Annotated in this window: 21 protein-coding genes; 18 read left to right on the top strand and 3 right to left on the bottom strand. The window is 70.4% G+C overall.

Annotation, left to right across the window (positions count from 1 at the left end):
- Nucleotides 1-46 precede the first annotated feature (46 nt).
- The 18 genes from C1I93_RS05680 (at nt 47) to C1I93_RS05765 (ending at nt 22,335) form a co-directional block, all read left to right on the top strand.
- Complete coding sequence (locus C1I93_RS05680) at nt 47-1,294, top strand: glycoside hydrolase family 16 protein (RefSeq protein WP_111242158.1); 1,248 nt, start codon at nt 47-49, stop codon at nt 1,292-1,294.
- 131 nt (nt 1,295-1,425) lie between these two features.
- On the top strand, nt 1,426-2,226 hold the full coding sequence (locus C1I93_RS05685; protein WP_111242159.1) for a hypothetical protein: 801 nt from the start codon (nt 1,426-1,428) through the stop codon (nt 2,224-2,226).
- Between the two features lie 17 nt (nt 2,227-2,243).
- Nucleotides 2,244-2,384 (top strand): alpha/beta fold hydrolase, encoded by a 141-nt coding sequence (locus tag C1I93_RS05690; protein ID WP_212808605.1) that lies wholly within the window; start codon nt 2,244-2,246, stop codon nt 2,382-2,384.
- 77 nt (nt 2,385-2,461) lie between these two features.
- The gene (locus C1I93_RS05695; RefSeq protein WP_111242160.1) at nt 2,462-3,313 is read left to right on the top strand and encodes a DUF72 domain-containing protein; all 852 of its coding nucleotides are present in this window, start codon (nt 2,462-2,464) and stop codon (nt 3,311-3,313) included.
- A 72-nt stretch (nt 3,314-3,385) separates the two neighbouring features.
- Nucleotides 3,386-4,126 (top strand): SDR family NAD(P)-dependent oxidoreductase, encoded by a 741-nt coding sequence (locus tag C1I93_RS05700; RefSeq protein ID WP_111242161.1) that lies wholly within the window; start codon nt 3,386-3,388, stop codon nt 4,124-4,126.
- Nucleotides 4,127-4,138: 12 nt separating this feature from the next.
- A complete protein-coding gene (gene sugE, locus C1I93_RS05705) occupies nt 4,139-4,456 on the top strand; it encodes a quaternary ammonium compound efflux SMR transporter SugE (RefSeq protein ID WP_111242162.1) in 318 nt (105 codons plus the stop codon).
- A 41-nt stretch (nt 4,457-4,497) separates the two neighbouring features.
- Entirely contained in the window at nt 4,498-5,133 is a 636-nt protein-coding gene (locus tag C1I93_RS05710) for a TetR/AcrR family transcriptional regulator (RefSeq protein WP_111242163.1), read from the top strand.
- A gap of 87 nt (nt 5,134-5,220) precedes the next feature.
- The gene (locus tag C1I93_RS05715; RefSeq protein ID WP_111242164.1) at nt 5,221-6,891 is read left to right on the top strand and encodes a S1 family peptidase; all 1,671 of its coding nucleotides are present in this window, start codon (nt 5,221-5,223) and stop codon (nt 6,889-6,891) included.
- 116 nt (nt 6,892-7,007) lie between these two features.
- Nucleotides 7,008-9,128 (top strand): serine/threonine-protein kinase, encoded by a 2,121-nt coding sequence (locus C1I93_RS05720; RefSeq protein ID WP_146603432.1) that lies wholly within the window; start codon nt 7,008-7,010, stop codon nt 9,126-9,128.
- A 29-nt stretch (nt 9,129-9,157) separates the two neighbouring features.
- A complete protein-coding gene (locus tag C1I93_RS05725; RefSeq protein WP_111242166.1) occupies nt 9,158-10,600 on the top strand; it encodes a VWA domain-containing protein in 1,443 nt (480 codons plus the stop codon).
- A complete protein-coding gene (locus C1I93_RS05730; protein ID WP_111242167.1) occupies nt 10,597-11,703 on the top strand; it encodes a GlnX family signal transduction membrane protein in 1,107 nt (368 codons plus the stop codon). Before C1I93_RS05725 ends, C1I93_RS05730 begins: the two co-directional genes overlap by 4 nt.
- Entirely contained in the window at nt 11,700-13,046 is a 1,347-nt protein-coding gene (locus C1I93_RS05735; protein WP_111242168.1) for an ABC transporter substrate-binding protein, read from the top strand. Before C1I93_RS05730 ends, C1I93_RS05735 begins: the two co-directional genes overlap by 4 nt.
- A 3-nt stretch (nt 13,047-13,049) precedes the next feature.
- Nucleotides 13,050-13,379, top strand: a complete 330-nt coding sequence (locus C1I93_RS05740; protein WP_111242169.1) for a CU044_2847 family protein — start codon at nt 13,050-13,052, stop codon at nt 13,377-13,379.
- A gap of 162 nt (nt 13,380-13,541) precedes the next feature.
- Nucleotides 13,542-15,152 carry a DHA2 family efflux MFS transporter permease subunit gene (locus C1I93_RS05745; protein ID WP_111242170.1) on the top strand — a complete coding sequence of 537 codons (1,611 nt, stop codon included), beginning with the start codon at nt 13,542-13,544 and terminating at the stop codon, nt 15,150-15,152.
- 376 nt (nt 15,153-15,528) lie between these two features.
- Nucleotides 15,529-16,920, top strand: a complete 1,392-nt coding sequence (locus C1I93_RS05750) for a glycoside hydrolase family 43 protein (RefSeq protein ID WP_111242171.1) — start codon at nt 15,529-15,531, stop codon at nt 16,918-16,920.
- Nucleotides 16,921-16,996: 76 nt separating this feature from the next.
- A complete protein-coding gene (locus C1I93_RS05755) occupies nt 16,997-18,925 on the top strand; it encodes an alpha-L-fucosidase (protein WP_220039554.1) in 1,929 nt (642 codons plus the stop codon).
- A 108-nt stretch (nt 18,926-19,033) separates the two neighbouring features.
- Nucleotides 19,034-20,854, top strand: coding sequence for a family 43 glycosylhydrolase (locus C1I93_RS05760; protein WP_111242173.1), 1,821 nt, complete (start codon nt 19,034-19,036; stop codon nt 20,852-20,854).
- 95 nt (nt 20,855-20,949) lie between these two features.
- On the top strand, nt 20,950-22,335 hold the full coding sequence (locus tag C1I93_RS05765; protein WP_111242174.1) for an RICIN domain-containing protein: 1,386 nt from the start codon (nt 20,950-20,952) through the stop codon (nt 22,333-22,335).
- Nucleotides 22,336-22,429: 94 nt separating this feature from the next.
- On the opposite strand, the gene C1I93_RS05770 is transcribed toward C1I93_RS05765, so the two are convergent.
- From C1I93_RS05770 to C1I93_RS05780, 3 genes are read right to left on the bottom strand one after another with little or no spacing between them, the layout of a single operon-like run.
- Nucleotides 22,430-23,416 carry an aldo/keto reductase gene (locus C1I93_RS05770; RefSeq protein ID WP_111242175.1) on the bottom strand — a complete coding sequence of 329 codons (987 nt, stop codon included), beginning with the start codon at nt 23,414-23,416 and terminating at the stop codon, nt 22,430-22,432.
- Nucleotides 23,417-23,475: 59 nt separating this feature from the next.
- Entirely contained in the window at nt 23,476-24,624 is a 1,149-nt protein-coding gene (locus tag C1I93_RS05775; RefSeq protein ID WP_111242176.1) for a glycosyltransferase family 4 protein, read from the bottom strand.
- Between the two features lie 26 nt (nt 24,625-24,650).
- Nucleotides 24,651-25,640 carry a UbiA prenyltransferase family protein gene (locus C1I93_RS05780; protein ID WP_111242177.1) on the bottom strand — a complete coding sequence of 330 codons (990 nt, stop codon included), beginning with the start codon at nt 25,638-25,640 and terminating at the stop codon, nt 24,651-24,653.
- Between the last annotated feature and the right edge of the window lie 28 nt (nt 25,641-25,668).

Here is a 25,668-nt window from a genome sequence, read left to right on the forward strand (position 1 = left end):
CCGCCTCACCGGCGCATCCGCCCCTCCACCCCCGAGGAGATCCATCGTGCACACCCTCTCCCGCAGCCTCCGGCGGGCAGCCGCCGGCCTCGCCGCGGCGCTCGTCACCAGCGCGCTGCTGCTACCCGTCCAGTCCGCGCCGGCCGCCGCCGCCATCGGCGGGCTCACCTGGCAGGACGAGTTCAACTCCCCGGCCGGCACCCCGGTCGACCAGTCCAAGTGGCGCTTCGACATCGGCGGCCACGGCTGGGGCAACAACGAACGGCAGTACTACACCAACAGCACGAGCAACGCGGTGCACGACGGCCAGGGCAACCTGGTGATCACCGCCCGCCGGGAGAATCCGGCCAACTACCAGTGCCATTACGGCCGGTGCGAGTACACCTCGGCCCGGCTGCTGACCGCCGCCACCTTCAACCAGGCGTACGGCCGGTTCGAGGCGCGCATCAAGATCCCCCGGGGCCAGGGCATCTGGCCGGCGTTCTGGATGCTCGGCAGCGACTTCGGCAGCGTCGGCTGGCCGGGCTCCGGCGAGATCGACATCATGGAGAACGTCGGCCGGGAGCCGAACACCGTGCACGGCACCATCCACGGCCCGGGTTACTCCGGTGGCGGTGGGATCACCGGCAGCCGCACCATCGGGCAGCCGCTCGCCGACGCCTTCCACACCTACCGGGTGGACTGGGAGCCGAACGTCATCCGCTGGTACCTCGACGGCCAGGAGTTCTTCCGGGTCGATCCGGCCCGGCTGGGCGGCAACCGCTGGGTCTTCGACCACCCCTTCTTCATGATCCTCAACGTCGCGGTCGGGGGTAACTGGCCCGGCTACCCGGACGGCTCGACCCAGTTCCCGCAGCAGATGCTCGTCGACTACGTCCGCGTCTACGGCTACGTGCCGGACGGCAACACCGGCACCACCCGGATCCGGGGCCAGCAGAGCGGCAGGTGCATCGACATCCCCAACTCCAACCCGGTCGACGGCGCGCCGCTGCGGATCTGGGACTGCAACACCACCGCCGCCCAGGCGTGGACCTTCGCCGCCGACGGCACCGTCCGGGCCATGGGCAAGTGCATGGACCCGGCCTGGGCCGGCACCGCCAACGGCACCGAGGTCAACCTGGTCACCTGCAACGGCAACCCGGCCCAGCGCTTCACCCTCAACGCCGCCGGAGACCTGGTCAACCTCAGCGCGAACCGCTGTGTCGACGTACGGGAGAACAACCCGAACAACGGCGGGCGGCTGCAGCTCTGGGACTGCGCCGGCACCCCCAACCAGAAGTGGTCCCGCGCCTGAGGTCAGCCGGCATCGGCACGCGAAGGGCTCACCGTCGATCGGCGGTGAGCCCTTGCGGCGTCCGGTCCGTAAGAGTCGGTGACGGGCCCGATGGGTAGTAGCCCCCAGGGTCACACGGTGCGGGAGGCGACATGGAGAAGGCTCCGCCGATTATCGACCTGGACTTCGTGCCGATGCAGGGGCAGGTGTACGACGTGCCACCGCCGCGGCCGACCGGCCGGCGACGCTGGCGGTGGTGGCTGCTCGGGGCGCTGGTGCTGCTGGTGGTGGTGCTGGTGGCCAACTGGACCTGGGTGACCGTACGCGGTGACGCCCGGAGCGGCCACGTCGTCACCGGCGCCACCGAGCTGCGCGAGGCCACCTTCGTGCTGCTCGACGGCGCCGACGTGATCCGGCTGCGCACCGCCGACCTGGGTCAGGAGACGTACCGGGTCTCCACACCTGAGGACGCCGCCCTCCGTCCGGTGGTCTCGGTCACCGACGGCACCCTGCTGACCAGCCTGCGCGACACCGGCCAGGACGGACCGGCCCTTGTCGACGTGGTGCTGCACGAGTCGGTGCGCTGGCACGTCCGCCTCGCCGGTGGGGCCAAGGAACAGCACCTCGACCTGCGTACGGCTCAGCTCGCCGAGGTCGAGCTGAGCGGTGGCGCGACCCGGATCGAGCTGGCCCTCCCGCCGGCCACGGACACCCTGCGTACCGTCCTCAGTGGCGGGGCGAGCCAGGTGATCGTACGGCTGGCCGGCGACGCGCCGGTGCAGGTGCGGGCGGGCGGCGGGGCCGGCTCGGTCACCATCGACGGCACCACCCACTCCGGCGTGGCCGGCGGCAGCACCTTCACCGCACCACAGTGGCCGTCGGCCACCGACCGCTACGACATCGACTCCCCCGGCGGGGTGGCCAGCCTCACTGTCGAACGCGCCGCCGGCTGACCACCGGCACCGGCGCGGTGCCGGCGCAGAAGAGCCGGTGTACCGAGATCGTGCCGGGTGCCGGCCACGGTCTGTCGTTGGAGCGGCCGGAGCTGGTCAATCAGCGCATCCTCGACTTCGCGGCGTCCTGCTCGCCGGACGGATCCACCACCCACTGACCCGGGCAGCCGGGCCGGGCCTGCGGATACGGTACGTCCGGCAGGGCCCGGGGCGGTGGTGGGAGGCGAGGCAACGGATGCGGCTGCACGTCGGATGTGCGATGTGGACACACAGGTCCTGGCAGGGCCGGCTGCTGCCCCATCCCCTGCCCGCGCAGGAGCGGCTGCGGCACTACGCCGGCTGGTGTGACGCGGTCGAGGGCAACACCACCTTCTACGCGACGCCGAGCCGGGACACGTCGGCCTCGTGGGCGGCGCAGACCGATCCCGATTTCCGGTTCGTGGTCAAGCTGCCGAAGGTGGTCACGCACGAACGTCGGCTCACCGAGGTCAACGTGCCGATGCGGGCCTTCCTGGACGCGGTCGAGCCACTCGGTCCCCGGGTCCACGCGCTCTGGGTGCAGCTGCCCGGCTCCTTCGGCCCGGCCGACGTGCCCACGCTCGGCCGTTTCCTGCGCCGGCTCTCCGGCACCCACCGCTGCGCCGTGGAGGTTCGCCATCCGGCGTTCTTCACCGATCCCGGATCCGCGCGGGAGTTGGAGACGACGCTCGCGGCCGTGGACGCCGAGTGGATCCCCTTCGACACCACGGCGTTCTTCACCGATCCACCCACCAGCGACGCCGAGCGGGACGCCTGGACGAAAAAGCCGCGGCTGCCGCTGCGTACGGTCGCGCTCACCGACCGGCCGATCGTCCGCTATCTCGGTCGGGACGATCCGGAGCGGACCATCGCGGGCTGGCAGCGCTGGCTCGACATCACCGTGGACTGGTTGCGCGAGGGCCGGTCACCCACCGTCTTCATCCACACCCCGGACAACGCCGACGCGCCCACGCTGGCCCGCCGTTTCCATGACGAGGTGCGCGCCCGCGTGCCGGGCCTGGCGCCGCTGCCGGAGCCGATCCCGGTGGCACCCACCACTCTCTTCTGAGGACACACCACCACTGTCCGGTCCGCTATGCTCTCGAATATTGTATCGATCGACACAGAAAAGAGGGTCGGCATGACCGGACTCGCGGGCAAGATCGCGCTGGTGACCGGCGGCAGCCGGGGCATCGGCGCGGCGATCGCCACCCGACTCGCCCAGGACGGCGCAGCCGTGGCGATCACCTACCAGGCCGCGGCCGAGCAGGCGAAGCAGGTGGTCGCGGCGGTGGAGGCCGCCGGGCGGCAGGGCCTCGCCATCGCCGCCGACAGCGCCGACGCCGCGTCGGTCACCGGCGCGGTCGCGCGTACGGTGGCCGAGCTGGGACGGCTGGACATCCTGGTCAACAACGCCGGCATCTTCCCGTACGGGCCGGTCGAGAAGGTCAGTCTCGCGGAACTGGACCACACCCTCGCCGTGCACGTACGCGGGGTCTTCCTCGCCACTCAGGCAGCCGTCCGCCACATGGGCCCGGGAGGACGGGTGATCAACATCGGCAGCTGCTTCGCCGAGCGGGTGCCGTACGCCGGGGTCAGCCTCTACGCGATGACCAAGAGCGCGCTGCTCGGCCTGACCCGGGGCCTGGCCCGCGACCTCGGACCCCGGGGCATCACCGCGACGGTGGTCCATCCCGGCTCCACCGACACCGACATGAACCCGGCCGACGGCGACGGCGCCGACCACGAACGCTCCTTCATCGCCCTCGGCCGGTACGCGGCGGCGGCGGAGATCGCGGCGACAGTCAGCCACCTGGCCGGCGAGGGCGGCCGGTACATCACCGGCACCGCCATCGCCGTCGACGGCGGCTTCGCCGCCTGAGGGGAGCGCTCGATGGCCTGGTTCGCTCTGGTCGTGGCCGGACTGCTCGAGGTGGTCTGGGCCAGCGCACTCAAACACACCGACGGCTTCACCCGGCTCTGGCCCTCGGTCCTGGCGATCGCCACCGCGACGCTGAGCTTCGTCCTGCTCGCCTGGGCGATGAAGAGTCTCCCGGTCGGCACCTCGTACGCCATCTGGGTCGGCATCGGCGCGGTCGGCGTCGTCCTCGCCGGGGTCGTCACCATGCAGGAGGGGATCAGCGCCGCACGCCTGTTCTTCCTCGCGCTCATCGTCTCGGGGATCATCGGTCTGCGGCTGGTGGAAGACTAGGCCGCGCACCTGCCCACGAGTCGCGAGGAGAGAGCACCGGGATGGCACAGCGAGGACGCCCCCGCAGCTTCGACCGGGACGTCGCGTTGCGCCGGGCCATGGAGGTCTTCTGGCGCCACGGCTACCAGGGCGCCTCGATGACCGCGCTCACCGCGGCCATGGGCATCAACTCGCCGAGCCTCTACGCCGCCTTCGGCAGCAAGGAGGCGCTGTTCCGGGCGGCCGTCGCGCTCTACAACACCACCGAGGGGCAGGGGCCGCAGGCGGCACTGAACGGCGACGGCACCACCCGGGAGTCGGTCGAGGCCATGCTGCGCCACCACGCGCGCAGCTACCCCGATCCGGCGAACCCGACCGGCTGCCTGGTGGTCCTCGCCGGGAACGGCAACCTGCCCGAGTCGGACGCGGTGGGGCATTTCCTCGCCGAGTGTCGGGAACGGGACATCGTCGAGGTGCGGCGCCGCATCGTCCGGGGCCGGGACGAGGGTGACCTGCCTCGGACCGTGGCGCCGGACGCGCTCGCCCGGTTCGTGGTGGCGGTCGCGCAGGGCATGGCGGTCCAGGCCCGCGACGGTGCCAGCACCGACCAGCTCGACGGCATCGTCGACTGCGCCATGGCCGCTTGGGACGGGCTGGTGCACGGCCCTCGTACCGCCTCGGAGCCGGCACCGTCCTGACCGCCGCCGACGGCGTCTTCGCGCCGCTCCACCCTGGACCGCCGGGGACAACGGATCACGTACGCTTCAATTACCCTCAGCAAGGTGATGGTCGACTATGGCCGTGAGCCGTGGCCGGTCCGCATCCGTGGCTCGCACGGGGTGGTCGGCGCCGGCATGGCCGTGGACGAGCGTCACGTGCTCACCTGCGCGCACGTCATCCGCGAGACGGGCGCGACCGACCCTTGCGACACCGCCCCCGGCTGGCCGGTCGACGTCGACCTCGTCGGCCAGCCAGGCAGCCCGAAGGTCTCGGCCCGGGTGGTGCCCGGCTGCTGGGCACCACCCACCGACGATGGTCGCGGCGATGTCGCGCTGCTGGAGTTGGCGGCACCGTTGTCCCGCGGTCCGTTCGCGCCGCTGCGCCGGGTGCGTCCCTGGGGTCGCTGGGTCGTGGTGTGTGGCTTCCCGGAGACCGTGGAGCACGGCCTGCACGTCAGGGCGCGGCTCGCCGGGCCGGCCGGTGCCGGCCGGGAGTGGGTCCAGATGGACTCCTCGACCACCGGCCCCCAGATCATCCAGGGCTTCAGCGGCGCGGCGGTGGTCGACGCGACCACCGGCCACGTCGTCGGCATGGTGGTCAGCGCGTACGACAACAGCGACGGCGAGCAGGTCGCCGTCGCCGGTCACGCCCCGGCCAGCGGCCTGTCCTGGATGATCCCGGTCGAGACGATCCTGCGCTACCTGCCTCGGATCCGCGTCTGGGTGTCCGGGGTGCCATCGGTCGACCGCGACTTCCTGCGGCCCGACCACGGTCCGGTGGACCGGTCCATCGCCGGTCAGCTCGCCGATTTCTTCCACGGCCGGATACCCGCGAACGTGTTGATCCTGGTGATCGGTGATCCGGGTTCCGGCATCGCCGCCGCGGTGCGTCAGGCCGCCGTCTCGTCCAGCCGCGAGTTCCGCCCGACCGCCGGCCCGACCAGCGCTCCGGCGGATCAGGCCGCCCTGCTGCCGGTGGGCAGCATCGACCTGGCCGTGGACGTGGCCGGCAAGAGCACCCGCGAGGTGTCCCAGCGCATCGCCGACTGGGCCGGCGAGGCCGACCGGACCGGCAGCGGCCAGAGCCTTGAGACGCCACCCCAAGCGTTGATCATCAACAACATCGACCAGGCGGACGATCCGGAGAAGCTCCTCTCCACTGTGGTGCTTCCCATGGTGGACCAGGCCGCCGCGCGGGATCTGCGGCTGCTGCTGACCTTCAGCAGCGAGTCGGTCGCACACCGCCTCACCCTGCTGGCACGGCGGGTCGCCGGCCTCGCCGCCGCCGAGGAGGCCGCCCAGCGCGCCCACCGGGAACTCGCCGCACTTGTCGCCGAGGTGCCCCGGGTGCCGTCCCGGGCAACCCGGTTGCGGGTGCTGCTCACCACGTTGCGGGCCGCCGCCACAGCCGACACATCGGCCACCCTGCCCGCCGGGTTGGCCTCCGCCGAACGGGCGACCGACCGGGCGTTACGCAAGGCCGAGGCGGTCCGCCAACAGCTCGACGCGATCCGGGAGCGCTGGTCCGAGCTGCGTGGCCGACTCGACGGCTTCCTCGCCCTGGCGGTTCGCCACGGCCTGACGGAGGACCCCCTGCTGAGCCCGCTCTACCGGCGGGCGCACGAGCTGCTGCTCGGCGGTGAGTGTGACCTGGGTGTCGCCGACGCGGCGGTACGGCGATACAGCGACGCGCTGGTGGCTCGGATCACCGGCGAGCCGGAAAGGATCGTGCGTTGACCGCCTGCACCCGGACAGCCGGCTGCACCGGTACGGTCATCGCGACCGGTCACTGCGACCGCTGCGGGCTGGCCCAGGCTCCGCCGACCGCGCGCGTCGGGCGGACGGCACGGCCGGTGGCAACCCGATCGTCCCAGCAGGACAGCTGGCTGGTGGCCAGTCTCGTCTCCCTGCCGGTGCTCACCTTCTCCGCCGGCCAGGCCACGACCCAGCCGCTGGACGTGCCGGAGCAGGAGCGCTTCTGCGCCAAGGGGCACCCGGTCGGCCGGAGCCGGGCCGGTCGACCCGGCCTGGTCAAGGGCTTCTGCCCGCGCTGCCGCACCCCGTTCCGTTTCCTGCCCGGCCTGGATCCCGGCACTGTCGTCGCCGACCGTTACGAGGTGGTCCGCTGTCTGGCCCGGGGCGGCCAGGGCTGGATCTACCTGGCCAAGGACGCCCATCAGGATCACATCGAGGTCGCGCTGAAGGGCGTGCTGCACGCCAACGACGAGAAGGCACTGGCCGCGGCGGTGCAGGAACGACGGTTCCTCAACTCGCTGGACCATCCGAACATCGTCCGCAGCATCGACTTCGCCACCCACGACGACCCGGTCACCGGCCCGACCGGCTACATCGTCATGGACTACCTCGACGGCATGTCGCTGCGCAGCCTGCTGAACGCCGCCAAGGACCCCCGGCAGTCGGACGTCGCACTGCCGCTGGACCACATCCTCGCCTACGGCCACGAGATCCTGGCGGCGCTGGACTACCTGCACCGGCGCGGACTCCTCTACACGGACATGAAGCCGGACAACGTGATGCGTACCGCCGACCGGATCAAGGTGATCGACCTGGGTGGGGTCCGCCGCGCCGACGGCGGCCACGCCGGGCTCGTCGGCTCCACCGGCTTCATGGTCACCCGGGAGGAGCTCCAGGAACGGGGAGCGACCCCGCGCTCCGACCTGTTCGCGTTCGGCAGGACGTTGGCGGAGCTGTTCCGGCACCGTACACCCGGCCCTGACACTCCCGGCGCCGCCGACGACGCGCTGGGGGTCGAGTCGTTCCGGCGGCTCGTCGCGCGGGCCACCCATCCCGACTGGAACCGGCGGTTCGCCACCGCCCACGAGATGTCCGAGCAGTTGCTCGGGGTGTTGCGGGAAATCCTGGCGGGTGCTCCGGACCAGCGCCAGGCCGAGCCGGTCTCGCTCTTCCAGCCCGCCGCCCGGCTGCTCGACGCGGGTCTCGGGGTGGTGCTGCCGCTGGACACCTGGACCGTCGAGCAGGACGGCGTGGTGCTGGACCACGGGTGCCCGACCGCCCGGGTGGTGGCGCTCGGCCTGCCGGTGCCGCGCCCCGACCCGGACGACCCGGCCGCCGACGAGCTGCGCGCCATCGAGGCACCGGACGCCCAGAGCCTGCTCAACAAGCTGGCCACCGTGCCGCAGCAGTCGGTGGAGGTGGAACTCGGTCGTTGCCGGGCCCACCTCGCGCTCGACGACGTCCACTCGGCCGCCGCCGCCCTGGCCGCCGCCGGCACCCTGCTCGGCACCCGGGCGGAAGCGGACTGGCGGCTCGCCTGGCACCGGGCGCTGCTCATGCTTGTCGGTGACCGGATCGGGGACGCCGCCAAGGAGTTCGACACGGTCTACGCCGACATCCCGGGCGAGATCGCCCCCAAGCTCGCCCTCGCCTACTGCGCCGAGCGGCTCGGCGACGATGCCTCGGCGGCCCGCTACTACGCCGCGGTCTGGCGGCGCGACCCGTTCCAGGCCAGCGCCGCGTTCGGGCTGGCCCGGCTGCGACTGGCGGCCATCGACCGGGCCGGGGCCGTCGCCATCCTCGACGAGGTCCCGGCGCTGTCCCGCCACCACGACGCCGCCCGGATCGCCGCGGTACGCGTGCTCTCGTCCCGGCTGGCCGGCGGGCGACCTGCCGCTGTCGACCTGCCCACCACCCGCGACCTGAACGAGGCCGTCGACCGGCTGGCCACCCTGCACCTCGACGGCGGCGAACGGCACGGTGAGGCCCGCGAGCGGCTCACGGCGGCGATCCGGGAGGTGACGCTCGACGTGCTCCGCTCCGGCGCGGGCACCGGGCTGGTCCCGGGTCCGGTGTTCGGCGCGCCACTGACCGAGCGGGGTGTGCGGACACTCCTGGACAGGTCGTACCGGGCCCTCGCCCAGCAGGCACACCGGGCCGAGGACCACCACGTGCTTGTCGACCGGGCGAACGCGGTACGGCCCCGGACCAGATGGTGACCGACCGATCTCCGAGGGGAGCGTGATCAGTGGACGCCGGTGTGGAGTTCAGCCTGGAGGTCAGCCAGAACAGGTATCTACCGGTGGGTGGCACAGAGATGCACGCCATCCTCTCGGTCACCGGGCAACGCACGACCGAGGGCGACGACCAGCCGCCCCGGTCGGATCCGTCCCACCTGGCCGAGGTGCTGGTGATCGACTGTTCCGGATCGATGGCGGATCCGGCGACCAAGATCGGGGCGGCGCGACAGGCCACCGCCGCCGCCGTCGACGTGCTGCCCGACGGGGTCCGATTCGCCGTGATCGAGGGAACCGACCAGGCCAGGGTCGTCTACCCGCCTCAGGGTGGACTGGCGGTCGCGTCGGCGCAGACCCGGAGGCGGGCCAAGGCGGTGGTCGCCCGGCTCAGTGCCGGCGGCGGGACCGCCATGGGCAGCTGGCTGGCGGCGGCCCGGGACCTGCTGCCGACCGAGCCGTCGGCGATCTGCCACGCGCTGCTGCTCACCGACGGCATCAACCAGCACGAGACGCAGGCGGAGCTGGACCGCGTGCTGCACACCTGCGTCGGCCGGTTCGTCTGCGACACCCGGGGCATCGGCGACGGGTGGCGTCCCCGTGACCTGATCCATATCGCCACCGTGCTGAGCGGCACCGCCGAGGCGGTGCGCCGGCCGGCCCAGTTGGAGGCGGGCTTCCGGGAGACGATCCGCACCGCCCTGGCCAAGCTGCAACCCGACGTACGGATCCGGGTGCAGACCCTGCCGTACGCCCGGGTGGGTTTCTTCAAGCAGGCCAGGCCCGCCCTGATGGATCTCAGCGAGCGCGCGGCCGAGATCGACGAGCGCACTGTCGAGTTCACCACCGGCTCATGGGGCGCGGAACGCCGCGATTTCCATCTCCGCCTGGACGTCACCGCGCCGGACGACCTCCTGAACGAGGATCGGTTGGCCGCCCGGGTCGAGCTGGTGGTCGGCGGCCAGGTGCGGCCGGCCACCACGGCGGTGCTGGTGAACTGGACCGACGACCTGGTGAAGTCGGCCCGGCTGGATTCCGATGTCTCGCAGGTGACCGGGCAGGAGGACGTGCGGCAGGCGATAAACGCCGGCTGCGATGCGTACGACCGGGGCGACCTGATCGAGGCCCACGCCCAGTGGGTCCGCGCGGTGGAGCTGGCCACCCGGACCCGTGACGAACCAGCCCTGGAACAACTGCGGTACCTGGTCGAGATCGAGCCTGATGGTCTGGTGCGGCTCAAGCCCAATCTCAGCCGGATGGACATGAACGTCAGCTGGGTCAACTCGAGTCAGACGTCCTACCCTGACGCGCCACGGCCGCCGGTGCGGCCGGGACCGGCCGAGGTGCACCGCCTCTGCGGCGCCTGTGGCTGGCCGTCGCCCGCCGACGCGGACTACTGCGAGCAGTGCAACGCCGACCTGGGCACCGCCGAGGCGGTGGGGCGGGCGGGGACGTGACGACGACAAGCGATCCCCGGCCGCCGGCCCGGCGCCTCAGCACCACCCGACGTGACCTGCTGCGGCTGCGGATGTCGCTGCTCGTCACCACAGCGTTCGCCCTGGCCGGGTGCCTGACGATCTTTCTTGGGGTGGCCCGGACCGCCGACGCGGCCGCCACCCGGTCGGTGCCGGCGATCCTCGCCGTCTACGACACGCAGCACGCGCTGCGCAGCGCGCACGCCGCGGCGGTACGCAACCTCGCCAGCGGCGGTACGGTGCTGGGCGGGCCGGGTGTGGAATATCAGCGCCAGATCGCCGGCGCCGGTCAGTACCTCACCCTGGTGGCCGAGAACAACGCGGCCGGCGACGGCGGCACCCGGGACATCCAGACGATCGAGGCGCTCCTGGTCACGTACACCGGGTTGATCGGGCAGGCCGACGCGCGCTACCGGGACGCCGACCTGCGGGCGCTCGGGGCCGCCGCGCTGCGGGACGCGTCCAGCCTGCTGGACGACATCCTGGCGCTGCTCGACACGTTGCGGCAGAAGCAGTCGGCCGTGCTGGACCAGCAGGTGGACGCCGGCTGGACGCAGCGGTTCGCCCCGCTCTTCTGGCTGTTTCCGCTGCTGGTTCTCGGTGCGCTGCTGGTGCTGGCGCAGGGATACCTGTCCCGCCGGTTCCGGCGGACGGTGAATCTCGCCCTCCTGCTGGCCACGGTGGCGACGGTCGGGATGCTCGCGCTGACCTCGCTGAGCCTGCGGGCGGGTGGGCATCTGGATCAGGTCCGGCAGGACATCCAGGCGGTTCACGACAGCCGGCAACAACAGCTTCAGGAGGTGGCTGCCGAGGCGGCGGGGAGACTGGCGGACGAGGTACGCAAGGAGTGCCCGCAGGCGTGCGCGACGGTCCTCGCCGGGCTCGACTCCGACTCCCGGACCGTGCCGACGGAAACGGCGGGCGACTCCGTCGACCCGGAAGCCGACACGATGGCGCGTGCCGGTCGGGCGGCCGGCAACGACTGGGTGGCCTTCGTCCTGCCGGTGCTGGCGCTCGGCATCGTGGTGCTGGTGCTCGCGGGGTTCGCGCCCCGCCTGGCGGAATACGGACAGCGGGCGACATGACTCAGCGCAGACGTACGGCAGGGATCGCGCTGGTGCTGGTCACGGCGCTGCTGGCCGGCACCGGCCTGACCGGCTGCCTCGGCGGCGAGCCGGGCGGGCGGGTGACGGTCCTCGGCTCCTGGACCGGTGCGGAGGAGGCCGCCTTCCGCGCGGTGCTCGACCGGTTCGAGGCCGACACCGGCATCCGCGCCGACTATCAGGGCCACCGGGACGTCAGTCAGGTGCTCCAGGCCGGCATCGAGCGGCAGCGGCCACCCGACGTCGCGATCGTGCCCCGCCTCAACGACCTGCAACGCTACGTCAACGAGGAGGCGTTACGACCGCTCGACGACATCGTCGAGCGGACCGACCCGGGTGCGGGTCCGCAGCTGATCCGGATCGCCGGCAAGACCGCGCCGGATGACGAGGCGCAGGTGTACGGCGTCGCCGTCGCCACCCACCTCAAGAGCGTTTTCTGGTACGCCCCGGCCCGGCTGGCCGAACTCGGCCACCCGCAGCCCCCGAAGACCTGGGACGAGTTGGTTGCGCTCGGCTCCGACAACCGGGTGTCCTGGTGTCTGGGCATGAGTTCGCCACCGGTCTCGGGATGGCCGGGCACCGACTGGATCGAGGACATCCTGCTGCACCAGTCCGGGCAGCAGGCGTACGAGCAGTGGACCCGGGGTGACCTGGCCTGGCGCTCCGCACCGGTCCGCAACGCCTGGCGGGCCTGGGCCGAGTTGCTGGGGACAGCCGCGTCCCAGGACACCGCCCGGGCCAGTCTCTTCTCCACCTGGGTGGAGGCGGGAGCGGGCCTGTTCGCCTCCCCACCCGGTTGTCACCTGGACCATCAGGGCTCGTTCGTGGTCCGCAGCTACCGTTCGCTGCCGAACGTCGCCCCGGGAGGGTTCGACTTCTTCCCCATGCCACCGATCGGGTCGGCGGAGACGGCGTCGCTCCAGGAGGTCTCCGACGACGTGGCCGCGATGTTCCAGGACACCGAGCCGGCCCGGAAGCTGATGGCCTACCTGGCCTCGGAGCGGGCGCAGCAGATCTGGCGTGAGTCCAGCGGGGGGTTGTTCTTCACCCGCCGGGGCCAGGTCGGCACCCCCACGGACCCGGTGATCGCCAAGATCTCGGCTCGGCTCGGCGCCGGGACGCTGTGCCGGGACGCGTCGGACCTGCTGCCGGCCGCGATGGCCACGGCCTTCGAGCGGGCGGTGCTCGTCTATCTGCAACGGCCTGAGCGGCTTGACGCGTTGCTCACCGAACTCGACGGGGTGGCCGCCGCCGTGCCGGATGCCGAGTGGATGGATCTGGGCTGCGATCCGGCAGCGCCGCCGACCGAACGACAGGGGACGTGAGAGATGACACAGCTACGCAGGTTTCCGCTCGACGCCGGCGGCTCGGTGGTGGTCGAGGTCGACGGCAAACCCGGCGTCACGCCAGCGGCCAACGCGGGCAAGGTCGTCCAGGAGGCGCGGGTGACGTTCGACCGGGCGCTCCAGGAGGTACGCGACGCCGCCTCCGTCGCCCTCGCCCAGTTCCAGTCCATGGCCCACCGGCCCGACGAGGTCGAGATCAAGTTCGGGGTGCAGTTGACCGCGGACGCGAACGCGGTGATCGCGCGTACCGGGGTCCAGGGTCAGTTCGAGGTGACGGTGCGCTGGCAGCGTTCGCCCGACCCCACTGGGTGACGAGGAACACCTGACGAACCCGTCGGTAGCCGATAATCCGGCCGCGCACCGTCGGTGGTGCTGGCTAATCTTCGTGCGGGCCTGGACTGGTGCTGCGCACCGGCAGTCGCTCCCACCGTCACCGCCGCACCCGTCGGGTCACATCGGACATCAGGAGACCTCGTGACACAGCAACCTGTCGCGGCACCGCCGCCGGCCGCGACATCGGACAAGCTCGACGCCGCCGTGCTCAAGGTGGCAGGTGTCGTGGTGCTCGGCGCGCTCATGTCGATCCTCGACGTGACGGTGGTGAGCGTCGCGATCCCGACCTTCCAGAGCGAGTTCGACGCCTCGTACGCCCGCGTCGCGTGGACGCTCACCGGTTACACGCTCGCGCTGGCCACGGTGATCCCGCTCAGCGGGTGGGCTGCCGACCGGTTCGGCACCAAACGCCTCTACATGATCGCTCTGACGCTGTTCACCATCGGGTCCGGCCTCTGCGCCACCGCGGACACGATCGGGGAGCTGATCGCGTACCGGGTCCTGCAGGGCCTCGGTGGCGGCATGCTCATGCCGATCGGCATGACGATCATGACGCGGGCCGCCGGGCCGCACCGGATCGGCCGGCTGATGGCCGTGCTCGGCATCCCGATGCTGCTCGGCCCGATCGGTGGCCCGATCCTCGGTGGTTGGCTGATCGACGTGGCGAGTTGGCACTGGATCTTCCTGATCAACCTGCCGATCGGTGTCATCGCGCTGGTCTACGCCCAGCTCGCCCTGCCGAAGGACAGCCCCGAGCCGTCCGAGTCCTTCGACTTCCTCGGCATGCTGATGCTCTCCCCCGGTCTCGCCCTCTTCCTCTACGGCGTCTCCTCGCTGCCCGACGCGGGCACGTTCGCCGAACCGGAGGTCTGGGGGCCGATGCTCGTCGGTGCGGCGCTGGTGCTGGCATTCGTCCGCCACTCGTTCCGGCCCCAGCACCCGCTGCTCGACCTGCGTCTGTTCCGCAACCGCAGGCTGACCGTCGCCGCGGTGACCATGTTCGTCTTCATCATCGCGTTCATGGGTGCCGGGTTGCTCTTCCCGAGCTACTTCCTCCAGGTGCGCGGCGAGTCGACGCTGCAGGCCGGTCTGCTGATCGCGCCGCAGGGCATCGGTGCGATGCTCACCATGCCGATCGCCGGTGTGCTCGCCGACAAGGTGCCGGTGGGCCGCACCGTGCCGTTCGCGCTGCTGCTCATCGTCGCCGGGATGTTCACCTTCACCCAGCTCGACGCGGACACCTCGTACGTGCTGATCAGCGGTTCGCTCTTCGTGATGGGTCTGGGCATGGGCGGCACCATGATGCCGATCATGACCTCGGCGTTGAAGACGCTCACCGGTCACGAGGTGGCCCGCGGCACCACCCTGCTGAACATCCTCCAGCAGATCGGCGGCTCCGTCGGTGCCGCGGTGATGTCGGTGATCCTCACCAACGAGCTGAACTCCTCCCGGCCGGTCCCCGGCCTCACCGGCCCGAACGGCGAGCCGGTGACCGAGGCCGGGCTGGCCATCGCCGCCCAGCGGCAGCCAGAGCTGGCGCAGCAGCTTCCGGACCCGTCGCTCGTCTCACGCGGGCTCGAATTCGCCGCCAACTCCTTCGCCACCACCTTCTGGGTGGCGTTCGCGCTGGTCCTGCTCACCCTCGTCCCGGCCGCGTTCCTGCCCCGCCGCCGGGAACGCTCACACCTGCTCGACGACCAACCCGGCACCACCCCCGACGACCAGCCAAGAGCCCCCGTCATCATCCACTGATCCCCGGCCCAGCACTCCATTGATCATGAGGTTGACGGCAGTCCATAGATGGCCACTGCCGTCAACCTTATGATCGACAATGTCAGCGGCCCGGTGTGCAGCGAGCGCCCTCCTTATCGCATTGCCTACTTTCGATCAGGGGTTACGAAAGTCGCCGACCTGCCCCATCGCTTTCCGTAACCACGGGAACTCGACGCGGTCGCGCTTTCGTCGTACGTCAGACCATTTACGACTATCTTGCGGGCTTGTTACGGGTGGCGTATGTTAACGCTCACATCGACCCCCGCAGATGGCCCTGGTTGGCCGCTGCATGGGGAGATCACACCGCCGTCACCCTCTGGTCGGGCGCACGACCGCAGCCAGAAAGGCCACCACCATGCCGTTGACTCGACGACAGTTCACCCTGGGCGCACTCGCCACCGGCGCGCTCACCACCACCGGGCTGGCGGTCAGCCCGGGATCTGCCCTCGCGGCAACGAACACGGCGTATCTCAACGTCTACTTCACCGAGACGCCGAACCAGTCCGCGTCCAGCTACGGCCTGCACCTCGCGGTCAGCCGCGACGGTCTCAACTGGAGCCCGCTGAACCAGAACAACCCCGTCGTCACCCCGACCCAGGGTGACCTCGGCCTGCGCGACCCGTACATCTACCGCAAGCAGGACGGCACCTTCGTCGTCATCGCCACCGACCTGCGCGGGCTCAACTTCGGCCGCAACAGCCAGTACCTGCACGTCTGGGACTCGACGGACCTGACCAGCTTCACCGGGTACCGCCTGCTCCGGATGCACACCTACAGCAACGTGCACACCTGGGCGCCGACCGTGTTCTGGGACGCCGCACGCAGCCAGTACGGCATCGTCTACTCGTCGAACACCACCACCGACCTGTTCCTGATCAACTACACCAGCGACTTCCGCACGGTGAGCGCGCCGCAGACCTACTTCAGCCCCGGCTTCCCGGTGCTCGACGCCGACATCCGGGTCAGCGGCGGCGTGACGTACATGGTCTACAAGAACCTCGCCGACGGGAACCTGTACGTCTCCCGGTCCAACACCGGAGCGCCGAACAGCTTCACCACCTTCACCAGTGGGCTGCGGCAGGGCACCGCCATCGAGGGCGCGCATCTGGTGCCGCGCAACGACGGCAGCGGCTGGTGGCTCTGGGGTGACTCGTTCGGCCCCATCAACAACGACATGTACCTCTGGTCCAACAGCAACGTCGGCAACAACTCGTGGGTGGTGGCGAACCAGCGTGACTACACCCCGCCGCTGAACTCCAAGCACGGCTCGATCGTCGGCATCACCGACGTCGAATACAACAACGCCGTCAACCGCTGGGGCCTGCCGAACTGGGTCCGGTTGAAGTCCTCGAACCTCCCCGACTACTTCGTCCGGCACAGCAACGGCGCCGTCCGGATCGACCCGTACCCGTTCGACCCGCACCAGGACCAGCTCTGGCGGATGGTTCCCGGCCTGGCCGACCCGGCCGCGGTCTCCTTCGAGTCGGTGAACCGCCCCGGCAACTTCATCCGGCACGCCGGTTACGTCGCGCAGCTCTCCGCCAACGACAACAGCGCCCTCTTCCGCGCCGACGCCACCTTCTACCGCACCGCCGGCCTGGCCGACAGCGCCTGGTCGTCGTTCCGGTCGTACAACTTCCCCGACCGGTACCTGCGGCACGCCGGCAACGCGCTGCGTATCGACCAGCTGAGCGCGAGCTCCGCCGCATCCGACCGCCAGGACGCCACCTTCCGCGTCACGTCGTAGTCACCAGCGCCGGCCGCTGGCAGGTCCCCGTCCCGGGACCTGCCAGCCTGGCAGGAATCGAGGAGCAATGGGTCCATTGTCCCCTGGAAGACTGTCCCGCCGTAATCTGCTCGCCGCCACCGCCCTGGGCACGGCCGCCACCACGCTACCGCTGTCGACCGGCCTGCTGACGCCTGCGGTAGCGGCAACGCCGCAGAGCATCCTGGAAAACCTGATCAACCTGCGGTTCGGCATGTTCCTGCACTTCAACATGGGTACGTTCACCGACGAGGAGTGGGCCACCCCGCGCCAGAACCCGACCCGGTTCGCCCCCAGCGCGGTCAACTGTGGCCAGTGGGCCGACGCCGCAGTCTCGGCCAAGATGCGGTACGGCGTGCTGACCGCCAAGCATCACGACGGGTTCTGCCTCTGGCCGACCGCGCACACCAGCTACAACGTGATGAACAGCTCCTACCGGCAGGACATCGTGGCGCAGTACGTCAACGCGTTCCGCGCCCGTGGCCTACGGGTCGGTCTGTACTACTCGATCTGGGACCGCAGCTACGACGTGCAGGCGTACGACACTCACCACAGCGTGCCTGCCGACCAGTTCATCGTGCCCGGCGACATCACCTTCATCCTCAATCAACTGCGCGAACTGCTTACCAACTACGGCCCCATCGACATCCTGTTCACCGACGGATGGACCTGGCAGATGGGCCAGCAGGACGTGCCGTACCAGCAGATCCGCAACCTGGTGCGGTCGTTGCAACCGGACTGCGTGATGATCGACATCGGTGGGCTGACCCAGCCCCTGATCGGTGACGCGATCTTCTTCGAGGAGCCGCTGGGCATCCGGGCACCGGCCGGCAACACCTACGCGGCGTTGCAGGGACAGACGATCAGCAACGGCTGGTTCTGGCACCCGTCGACGCCCGTCGACAACCCGATGAGCCTGTCGTCGATCCTGGATCACCTGGCCGACCTGGAGCCCAAGTACACCTCGTTCATCCTCAACTGCCCGCCCAACCGCAACGGGGTGCTGGACACCAACATCGTGAACCGGCTGGCCGAGGTCGGCCGGGCCTGGAATCCGAACCCCAACCGTCCGCCGCTGCCACCCCAACCGCTGCGCGCCGAATATCCGGTCACCCCGGTCAACGCGTACGCGACGAGCTTCCGCGCGGGCGAGGGGCCACTGAACGCCATCGACGGCCATCACAACGTGTGGTACCAGTCGTGCTGGTCGACCTATGGCGGACCGGCCCTACCGCAGTCGATCACGGTCGACCTCGGCGGGGTGTGGAGCAACGTGTCCACACTGGAATATCTGCCCAAGCAGTTGAGCCGAGGCAGCGGCAACAACGGCGACATCACCTCGTACACCATCCTCACCAGCACCGACGGTGTCACCTTCACCCAGGCCACCAGCGGCAGCTGGGCCGGCGACGTCAACTACAAGGTCGCCGAGTGGTCCCCCCGCAACGTCGGCTTCGTGCGGCTTCAGATCAACGCCGCCACCGGCGGCTACGCCAACGTCAGCGAACTGCGCATCGGTGGCCGCACCGCCATACCGACCCTGGTCTCCCGGCTACCGATCACCAGCGGCAGCTACCGGATCGCTGCCCGGCACAGCGGCGGCACCGTCGACGTGTCGGGGGTGGGCACTGCCGACGGCACCAACATCCACCAGTGGCAGTGGGCCGGCGCCAACAACCAGAGGTGGACCTTCGAGTCCACAGGTGACGGCTACTTCGAGGTCCGCGGCGTGCACAGCGGCAAGCTGATGGAGGTCGCGGGGCTTTCCCGCGACGACAACGGCAATGTCGCCCTCTGGGCCGACGCCAACGTCCCCCAGCAGCACTGGGCGATCACCCCCGTGGGCGGTGGCTACTACCTGTTCACCAACCGGCTCAGTGGCAAGGCCCTCACCGTCGCCGGTGGCAGCACCGCCAACGGGGCCAACATCAACCAGCTGACCTACAGCGGCCTTCCTCAGCAGCAGTGGCAGCTCATCCCCTCGTAGCAGATATGCAACACCGCCCCATCCGTCCGCGCCACGTCGTGGTCCGAGCGGATGGGGCTTCCCCCGATTTCCTGAACCCCCGAGCAACGACGAGGTGAGACAGCAACCATGAACAGATCCCTCGCGCTTCACCGCACCGGGCGAGCCGTAATCGCCCTGCTGCTGGGTGTCTGCGCCGCCCTCGTGGCGGTGCTGTCGCCCGAACCCGCCAAGGCCGACAACCCGATCGTGCAGCACGTCTACACCGCCGACCCGGCGCCGCTGGTGCACAACGGCCGGGTGTACGTCTACACCGGCCGGGACGAGGACGGCTCGACGTACTTCACCATGCGGGAGTGGCGGGTCTTCTCCTCCGCCGACATGGTGAACTGGACCGACCACGGCGTGCCGATGAACCTGGCCACGTTCAGTTGGGCCAGCGCCGACGCCTGGGCCGGTCACGTCATCGAACGCAACGGCCAGTTCTACTGGTACGTGCCGGTGAAGAACCGCGCCACCGGCCGGATGGCCATCGGCGTCGGTGTGTCCAGCAGCCCCACCGGCCCGTTCCGGGACGCCCTGGGCCGCCCCCTGCTGGAGAACGCCGAGATCGACCCGCACGCGTTCATCGACGACAACGGCCAGGCGTACCTCTACTGGGGCAACCCCAACCTGTGGTACGTGCGGCTGAACAGCGACATGATCTCCTACTCGGGCGGCCTGACCCAGATCCCGCTGACCACCGCCGGCTTCGGCACCCGCACCGGCAACCCCAGTCGGCCCACCCTCTACGAAGAGGGCCCCTGGGTCTACAAGCGCAACGGCACGTACTACATGATCTGGGCCGCCGAGTGCTGCGGCGAGTACATCGCCTACTCCACCGCCCCCGGCCCCACCGGCCCGTGGACCTTCCGCGGCACGGTGATGCCCCGGCAGGGCGGCAGCTTCACCAACCATCCCGGCATCATCGATTTCGCCGGCGGATCGTACTTCTTCTATCACAACGGCGCGCTTCCCGGCGGCGGTGGCTTCACCCGCTCGGTGGCGGTGGAGAAGTTCACCTACCGGGCCGACGGCACGATCCCGTCGATGAACATGACCACCGCCGGCGTCCCGCAGGTCGGCACCCTCAACCCGTTCGTCCGGCAGGAGGCCGAGACCATCGCCTGGGGTTCCGGCATCGAGACCGAGCGCGCCAGCAGCGGCAGCATGAACGTCTGGTCGATCGACAACGGCGACTACATCAAGGTCAAGGGCGTTGCGTTCGGCACCGGCGCCGGGTCCTTCACCGCGCGGGTGGCCTCGGGTGCCGCCGGCGGCAACATCGAGGTACGCCTGGACAGCGCGACCGGCCCGCTGGTCGGCACCTGCCGGGTGTCGGGCACCGGCGGCTGGCAGAACTGGGTCGACACCACCTGCCCGATCAGTGGCGCGACCGGCACCCGGGATCTGTACCTGCGGTTCACCGGCGGCTCGGGCAACCTGTTCAACGTCGACTGGTGGCAGTTCAGCAGCGGCGGCGGCACGCCGACGCCGTCGTCGTACCGGATCATCAACCGCAACAGCGGTCAGGTGATCGACGTCCAGTCGCCCAACCTGAACGACCTGGCCGTGATCGGGCAGTGGACCAGCAACGGCAACCCGTGGCAGCAGTGGCGCTTCCTCGACGCGGGCAACGGCAACGTCCGCCTGCAGAGCGTCAACAGCGGCAAGTGCATCGACATCAACAACTTCTCCACCGCCGACGGGGCGCAGGTCATCCAGTACACCTGCCATGACGGGCTCAACCAGGTCTTCAACTGGCGGGCGGCCGCCGACGGCTACTACAACCTGGTCAACATCAACAGCAACAAGTGCCTGAACGTGGTCGGCGGCTCCACCACCGCCGGGGCTGCGTTGGAGCAGCGTACGTGCAGCTCCGCGAACAGCATGCAGTGGTCGCGCGCCTGATCACCCCACACCGTGCCGACGCCACCACCAGACGCCGGCATCCGGCGAGGCCGCGCGGTCCCGTGCCGCGCGGCCCCAACCCAAGGAGTTGATCCATGAAGGTCGAAGAGGCCCGTCCCGCCTCTCCGTCGAGACGTCGCTGGGCGTCCGGGCTCGCCGCCCTGGCGGCGGCGACCCTCGCCGCCGGCGGGCTCGCCGTCGTCACCGCGACGCCCGCCGCCGCGGCGACTGTCGACACCAACGCGTGGTACGTGCTGGTGAACCGCAACAGTGGCAAGGCGTTGGACGTCTACAACCTGGCCACCAACGACGGGGCGCGGATCACCCAGTGGACGCGCAACAACGGCAACCAGCAGCAGTGGCAGTTCGTGGACTCCGGTGGTGGCTACTACCGGGTCAAGTCGCGGCATTCCGGCAAGGTGCTTGACGTCTACAACTTCTCCACCGCCAACGGCGCGTCGATCGTGCAGTGGAGTGACGGTAACGGCACCAACCAGCAGTTCCGCCTGGCCGACTCCGACGGCGGGTACGTGCGGCTGATCAACCGCAACAGCAACAAGGCGGTGGAGGTGCAGAGCGCCTCGACCGCCGACGGCGGCAACATCGTCCAGTACGACGACTGGAACGGCAGCAACCAGCAGTGGCAACTCGTCCGCGTCGACGGCGGCGGCAACCCCACCGAGCCCCCGCCGCCGGGCGGTGGCACCTCCGGCTGCGGCAAGGCACCGGGCATCGCCAGCGGTACGCACACCATCGGCAACCGCAGCTTCATCGTGCGGATCCCGGCCAACTACAACCAGAACAACCAGTACCGGCTGGTCTTCGGGTTGCACTGGTGGGGCGGCACCGCGGTCGACGTGGACACCGGCCAGACCGTGGACCGCAACACCTGGTCGTACTACGGCCTGCAACGACTGGCGAACAACAGCACGATCTTCGTCGCTCCGCAGGGCATCGGTAACGGCTGGGCCAACACCGGCGGTGAGGACGTCACGTTCATCGACAACGTCCGCAACCGGATCGAGTCGGCGCTCTGCGTCAACACCCGGCAGCGGTTCTCCATCGGGTTCAGCTACGGCGGCGCGATGAGCTACGCCCTCGCCTGCGCCCGGCCGGACATCTTCCGGGCGGTAGTGGTCCAGTCCGCCCCCCGGGAGCTCAGCGGATGCAGCGGCGGCACGCAGCCCGTCGCGTACCTGGGCGTGCACGGCATCGGCGACAACCCGGCCAGCGGACGGGCGATGCGGGACCGGTTCGTCCAGAACAACGGCTGCACCGCGCAGAGCCCCCGCGAACCGGCGGCGGGCAGCCTGACCCACATCGTCACCAACTACACCGGCTGCCGGGCCGGGTACCCGGTGGCGTGGGCCGCCTTCGACGGTGGCCACATCGCCGCTCCGCAGGACGGGGCCGGCGGTGACAGCGGGGCCCGCACCTGGGTGCCGGCGCTGGCCTGGAACTTCATCACCCAGTTCCAGTGACCGTATGACCGGGCCGCTGGCCTGCGCGGGATCTCCGCGCGGGTCGGCGGCCCGGTCCGGGTCTGCGTCTTGAGCCGACCCGGGGCCGACGCGATCAGCCCCGGGTCGGGTCTGCCGCTCCTGGCCGCAGATCGAGAAGGGCCTTCTGCTCGGCCTCGGTCAACGGGCCACGGGCCTCGGCGGCGAGGCACTCGGCCAGCTCGGTCCGGTTCTTGACGCCGAGCACCACGGTCGCCACGCCGGGAACGCTCAGGGCGTACCGGTGGGCCAGCGACGCGGGTGACTCACCGAACTCGTCGGCGAGCGCGCGGAACCGCTCCGACTGGGCGAAGTCGACAGCGACCGGGGCGTCGTCGTCCACTGGCCGGTCGATCCCGGTGGTGAGGGCGCCGGCCGCCACGGCCCGGATCGCGATGACCGAGACGCCGGCGTCGACCGCGACCCGGCGGATCTCGTCGTTGCGGGGCTCGGCCGAGGAGCCGAGCAGCCACATGTCACCGCTGAGGTCGAGGGCGTTCACCACCGTCTGGACCGCGTCCGGGCGCGGCTGCTGGCGCATCGCGTCGATCACGGTCTGCGGATGACCGACTCCGGTGAGCCCCCAGGCCCGGATCTTGCCCTCGTCCCGCAGCCGTTCGAAGGTCGGCACCACCTGGTCTTGGTACAGCTCCCAGCCGAGCGTCCGAGGAGTGGGACCGCGCCAGCCGGGCGGATGCAACTGGGAATGCAGGAGGAAGAGATCCAGGTGCTCGCGACCGAGCCGATCCAGGGTCGCGTGCAGACTGCGGATCATCTTCTCGGGGAGGTTGCCACCGTCCTGTTCGGGCAGTTCGATCTTGCTGGTGATGAGCGTGTCGGCCGACGGCATGGCGCGCAGGGCGACCCCGGCGACCCGCTCGGCCGCGTAGTCGTCGCCGTAGGTCGGTGCGAGATCGAGCATCGTGATCCCGGCGTCGATGGCCGCCCGCACGGTCGCCACCGCCTCGGCCTGCTCTGTCGCTCCCCAGACACCGCCGATCCCGCCACCGCCGAGGGTCAAGGCGCTGACGGTGCCGAGTCGGCCGAACTCCCTGGTCTGCATGCACACCTCCGCGGCGGAAGCTGGCCGCCGTTGTGGTCGTCGAATAAGCGGATCACTCGTCACATTAGTGCTTCGGAACGCGCACCGTGAGCCCGGAACAGCGCCGCGTAACGGTCGAGACACCCGTCCACACCGAACTCCTCCAGGGCCCGCTTCGCGCCCTCGCGCCGGGTGGCGGCGTCCCAGCCGAGCACGTCGAGCAGCGCCGTACGCAGTCCGGCCGGGTCTCGTGGCGCGACGATCCTTCCCATCCCGGTCGCCAGGACCGGGTACCGGCCACCGGGCAGGTCCGTGGTGACCGACGGGATGCCGCACATCATCGCCTCGGCCTGCGCGATCCCGAAGGACTCCGCGACGGAGGGCAGGGCGAACGCGTCGATGGAGGCGTAGAAGTCGTTGATCTGCCGGCCGCGGAGCAGGCCGAGGATCCGGATCCGGGGATCCCGTTGCGCGGCCGCCCGGATCCGGTCAATCACGCTTCCACCCGCGACGGTCAGGTAGTCGCCACCGAGCAGCAGCCGCGCCTGCGGGTCGCTGATCTCGGCGAACGCGGCGACCAGATAGTCCAGGCCCTTGTCCGGCACGATCCGCCCGAGAAACCCGATGTGTGCACCGCTGGTCTCCCGGTACGCCGCCTCCCCACCGCGCCGATCCAGGCAGGGCGCCGGAATCGCGGAGCGCTGGCTGGCCCGCAGCACCGGCCAGAGTTCCGAGTGCTGCGCCTGGTCCTCGCTGTTGACGACGACCGCGTCGGAGCGGCGCAGCGTGATCCGCGACGACACCCGTACCGCGGCCATCGCCGCCCTGGTCACCAGGGTGGGCGGCAGCCAGAGGTCGATGTGGTACGTGGTCACCACCGGCACCCGCAGCGGCAGCGCGGTGATGAGCGCGCCCTCCAGCATCGGCAGGTGCAGGTTGACCACCCGCGATCGGCGGGCGATCCGGCGTACAAGTGCCGGAAAACCGGGACTGACCGGGCCGCGGCTGACCGTGGCGACCACCGGGCTCCGGTAGACGTCCACGCCGTTGCGGTGCTCCCGCAGCGGCAGCGCCGGGTCGTGTCGGACGGCGACCACCGCCACCCGCCAGCCTCGCCCAGCCAGCCCTTCGGCGAGCACCCGGGCCACCTCAGTCAACCCGCTGACGTAGGGCGAGTAGTAGTTGACCGCCACGCAGAGGTCGTATTCGGGGTGATAATTGCTGCTCACGGACTTCTCCAGAGGGTGTCGAGCGGTTACCAGACGTGCCAGACGCTGGCCAGCATCGCCTGCGCCAGCACCGCAGCCCAGAGGCCGAGGTCGATCAGCAGCGCGCGGTCCCGGATGAGATCCTCGACCGGGTCACCGCCCGAACTGCCGACGGTGACCATCTGCAGGTAACGGTGGACCGCGAAGGCGGCGAACGGAAACGTCAGCCCGGCGGTGACCGGCCCGTACGGCGGGGTCTGGACCCAGATGAACGCGACGTAACCGACCAGCGCCGCCACCAGGTTCACCACCACGACCTGGTCCAGGAAATGGACCGAGTACGCCCGCAGCGCCGGCCGGTGCGCGCTGGCCTCGCCGCCGGCGGCCGCCATGGCGGCGAGTTCGTGGCGCCGCTTGCCGAGGGAGAGCGCCAGGCAGGCGCAGTAGACGGCGATCAGCAGCGCCGGTTGAACGGCGATGCCGACCGCCACCGTGCCGGCCAGCACCCGCAGCACGAAGCCGACGGAGACGACCGACACGTCGACCAGTGGCTGGTGTTTGAGGGCGAGGCAGTACCAGAGGTTGATCGCGAGATAGCCGGCGACGATCACGCCGACCAGGGTGGGAAGCATCGCAGTCAGAGCCGCGGTGACGGCGAGCAGGGTGACCAGAAGCACGATCGCGGTTGCGGTGTTCACCCGCCCGCTCGCCAGGGGACGGTTTCGCTTGACCGGGTGCAGTCGGTCCCGGTCGCGGTCCTTGAGGTCGTTGAAGACGTAGACGGCCGAGGAGGCGGCCAGGAAGCTCAGCAGCGTGCCGAGCAGCGGACCGACCTGCGTCACGGCGGTGGCCGGGGACGCGACGACCGGTGCCATCAGCACCAGGCCACCCTTGATCCACTGACGGGGCCGCAGCAGGGCGAGCAGTCCGGTGACGCGGGTCAGAGGTCGTAGCGCCTCGACGGCAGCCGACGGGTCGACGGCGAGCACCGGCAGGTCCGGCGTAGGAGGGCTTGGGGCTTCCAGGGCGTGATCCATGGCGGATCTCTCCTTGCTCCGTGGAGTG

Origin of the sequence: Micromonospora endophytica, from assembly GCF_003236305.1 — a bacterium.
Taxonomy (GTDB): Bacteria; Actinomycetota; Actinomycetes; order Mycobacteriales; family Micromonosporaceae; genus Micromonospora; species Micromonospora endophytica.

Coding starts and splice junctions, on each gene's coding strand:
- C1I93_RS05685 (WP_111242159.1), top strand. CDS start 1,426: ATGGAGAAGGCTCCGCCGATTATCGACCTGGACTTCGTGCCGATGCAG.
- C1I93_RS05695 (WP_111242160.1), top strand. CDS start 2,462: ATGCGGCTGCACGTCGGATGTGCGATGTGGACACACAGGTCCTGGCAG.
- C1I93_RS05700 (WP_111242161.1), top strand. CDS start 3,386: ATGACCGGACTCGCGGGCAAGATCGCGCTGGTGACCGGCGGCAGCCGG.
- sugE (WP_111242162.1), top strand. CDS start 4,139: ATGGCCTGGTTCGCTCTGGTCGTGGCCGGACTGCTCGAGGTGGTCTGG.
- C1I93_RS05710 (WP_111242163.1), top strand. CDS start 4,498: ATGGCACAGCGAGGACGCCCCCGCAGCTTCGACCGGGACGTCGCGTTG.
- C1I93_RS05715 (WP_111242164.1), top strand. CDS start 5,221: ATGGTCGACTATGGCCGTGAGCCGTGGCCGGTCCGCATCCGTGGCTCG.
- C1I93_RS05735 (WP_111242168.1), top strand. CDS start 11,700: ATGACTCAGCGCAGACGTACGGCAGGGATCGCGCTGGTGCTGGTCACG.
- C1I93_RS05740 (WP_111242169.1), top strand. CDS start 13,050: ATGACACAGCTACGCAGGTTTCCGCTCGACGCCGGCGGCTCGGTGGTG.
- C1I93_RS05750 (WP_111242171.1), top strand. CDS start 15,529: ATGCCGTTGACTCGACGACAGTTCACCCTGGGCGCACTCGCCACCGGC.
- C1I93_RS05760 (WP_111242173.1), top strand. CDS start 19,034: ATGAACAGATCCCTCGCGCTTCACCGCACCGGGCGAGCCGTAATCGCC.
- C1I93_RS05765 (WP_111242174.1), top strand. CDS start 20,950: ATGAAGGTCGAAGAGGCCCGTCCCGCCTCTCCGTCGAGACGTCGCTGG.
- C1I93_RS05770 (WP_111242175.1), bottom strand. CDS start 23,416: ATGCAGACCAGGGAGTTCGGCCGACTCGGCACCGTCAGCGCCTTGACC.
- C1I93_RS05780 (WP_111242177.1), bottom strand. CDS start 25,640: ATGGATCACGCCCTGGAAGCCCCAAGCCCTCCTACGCCGGACCTGCCG.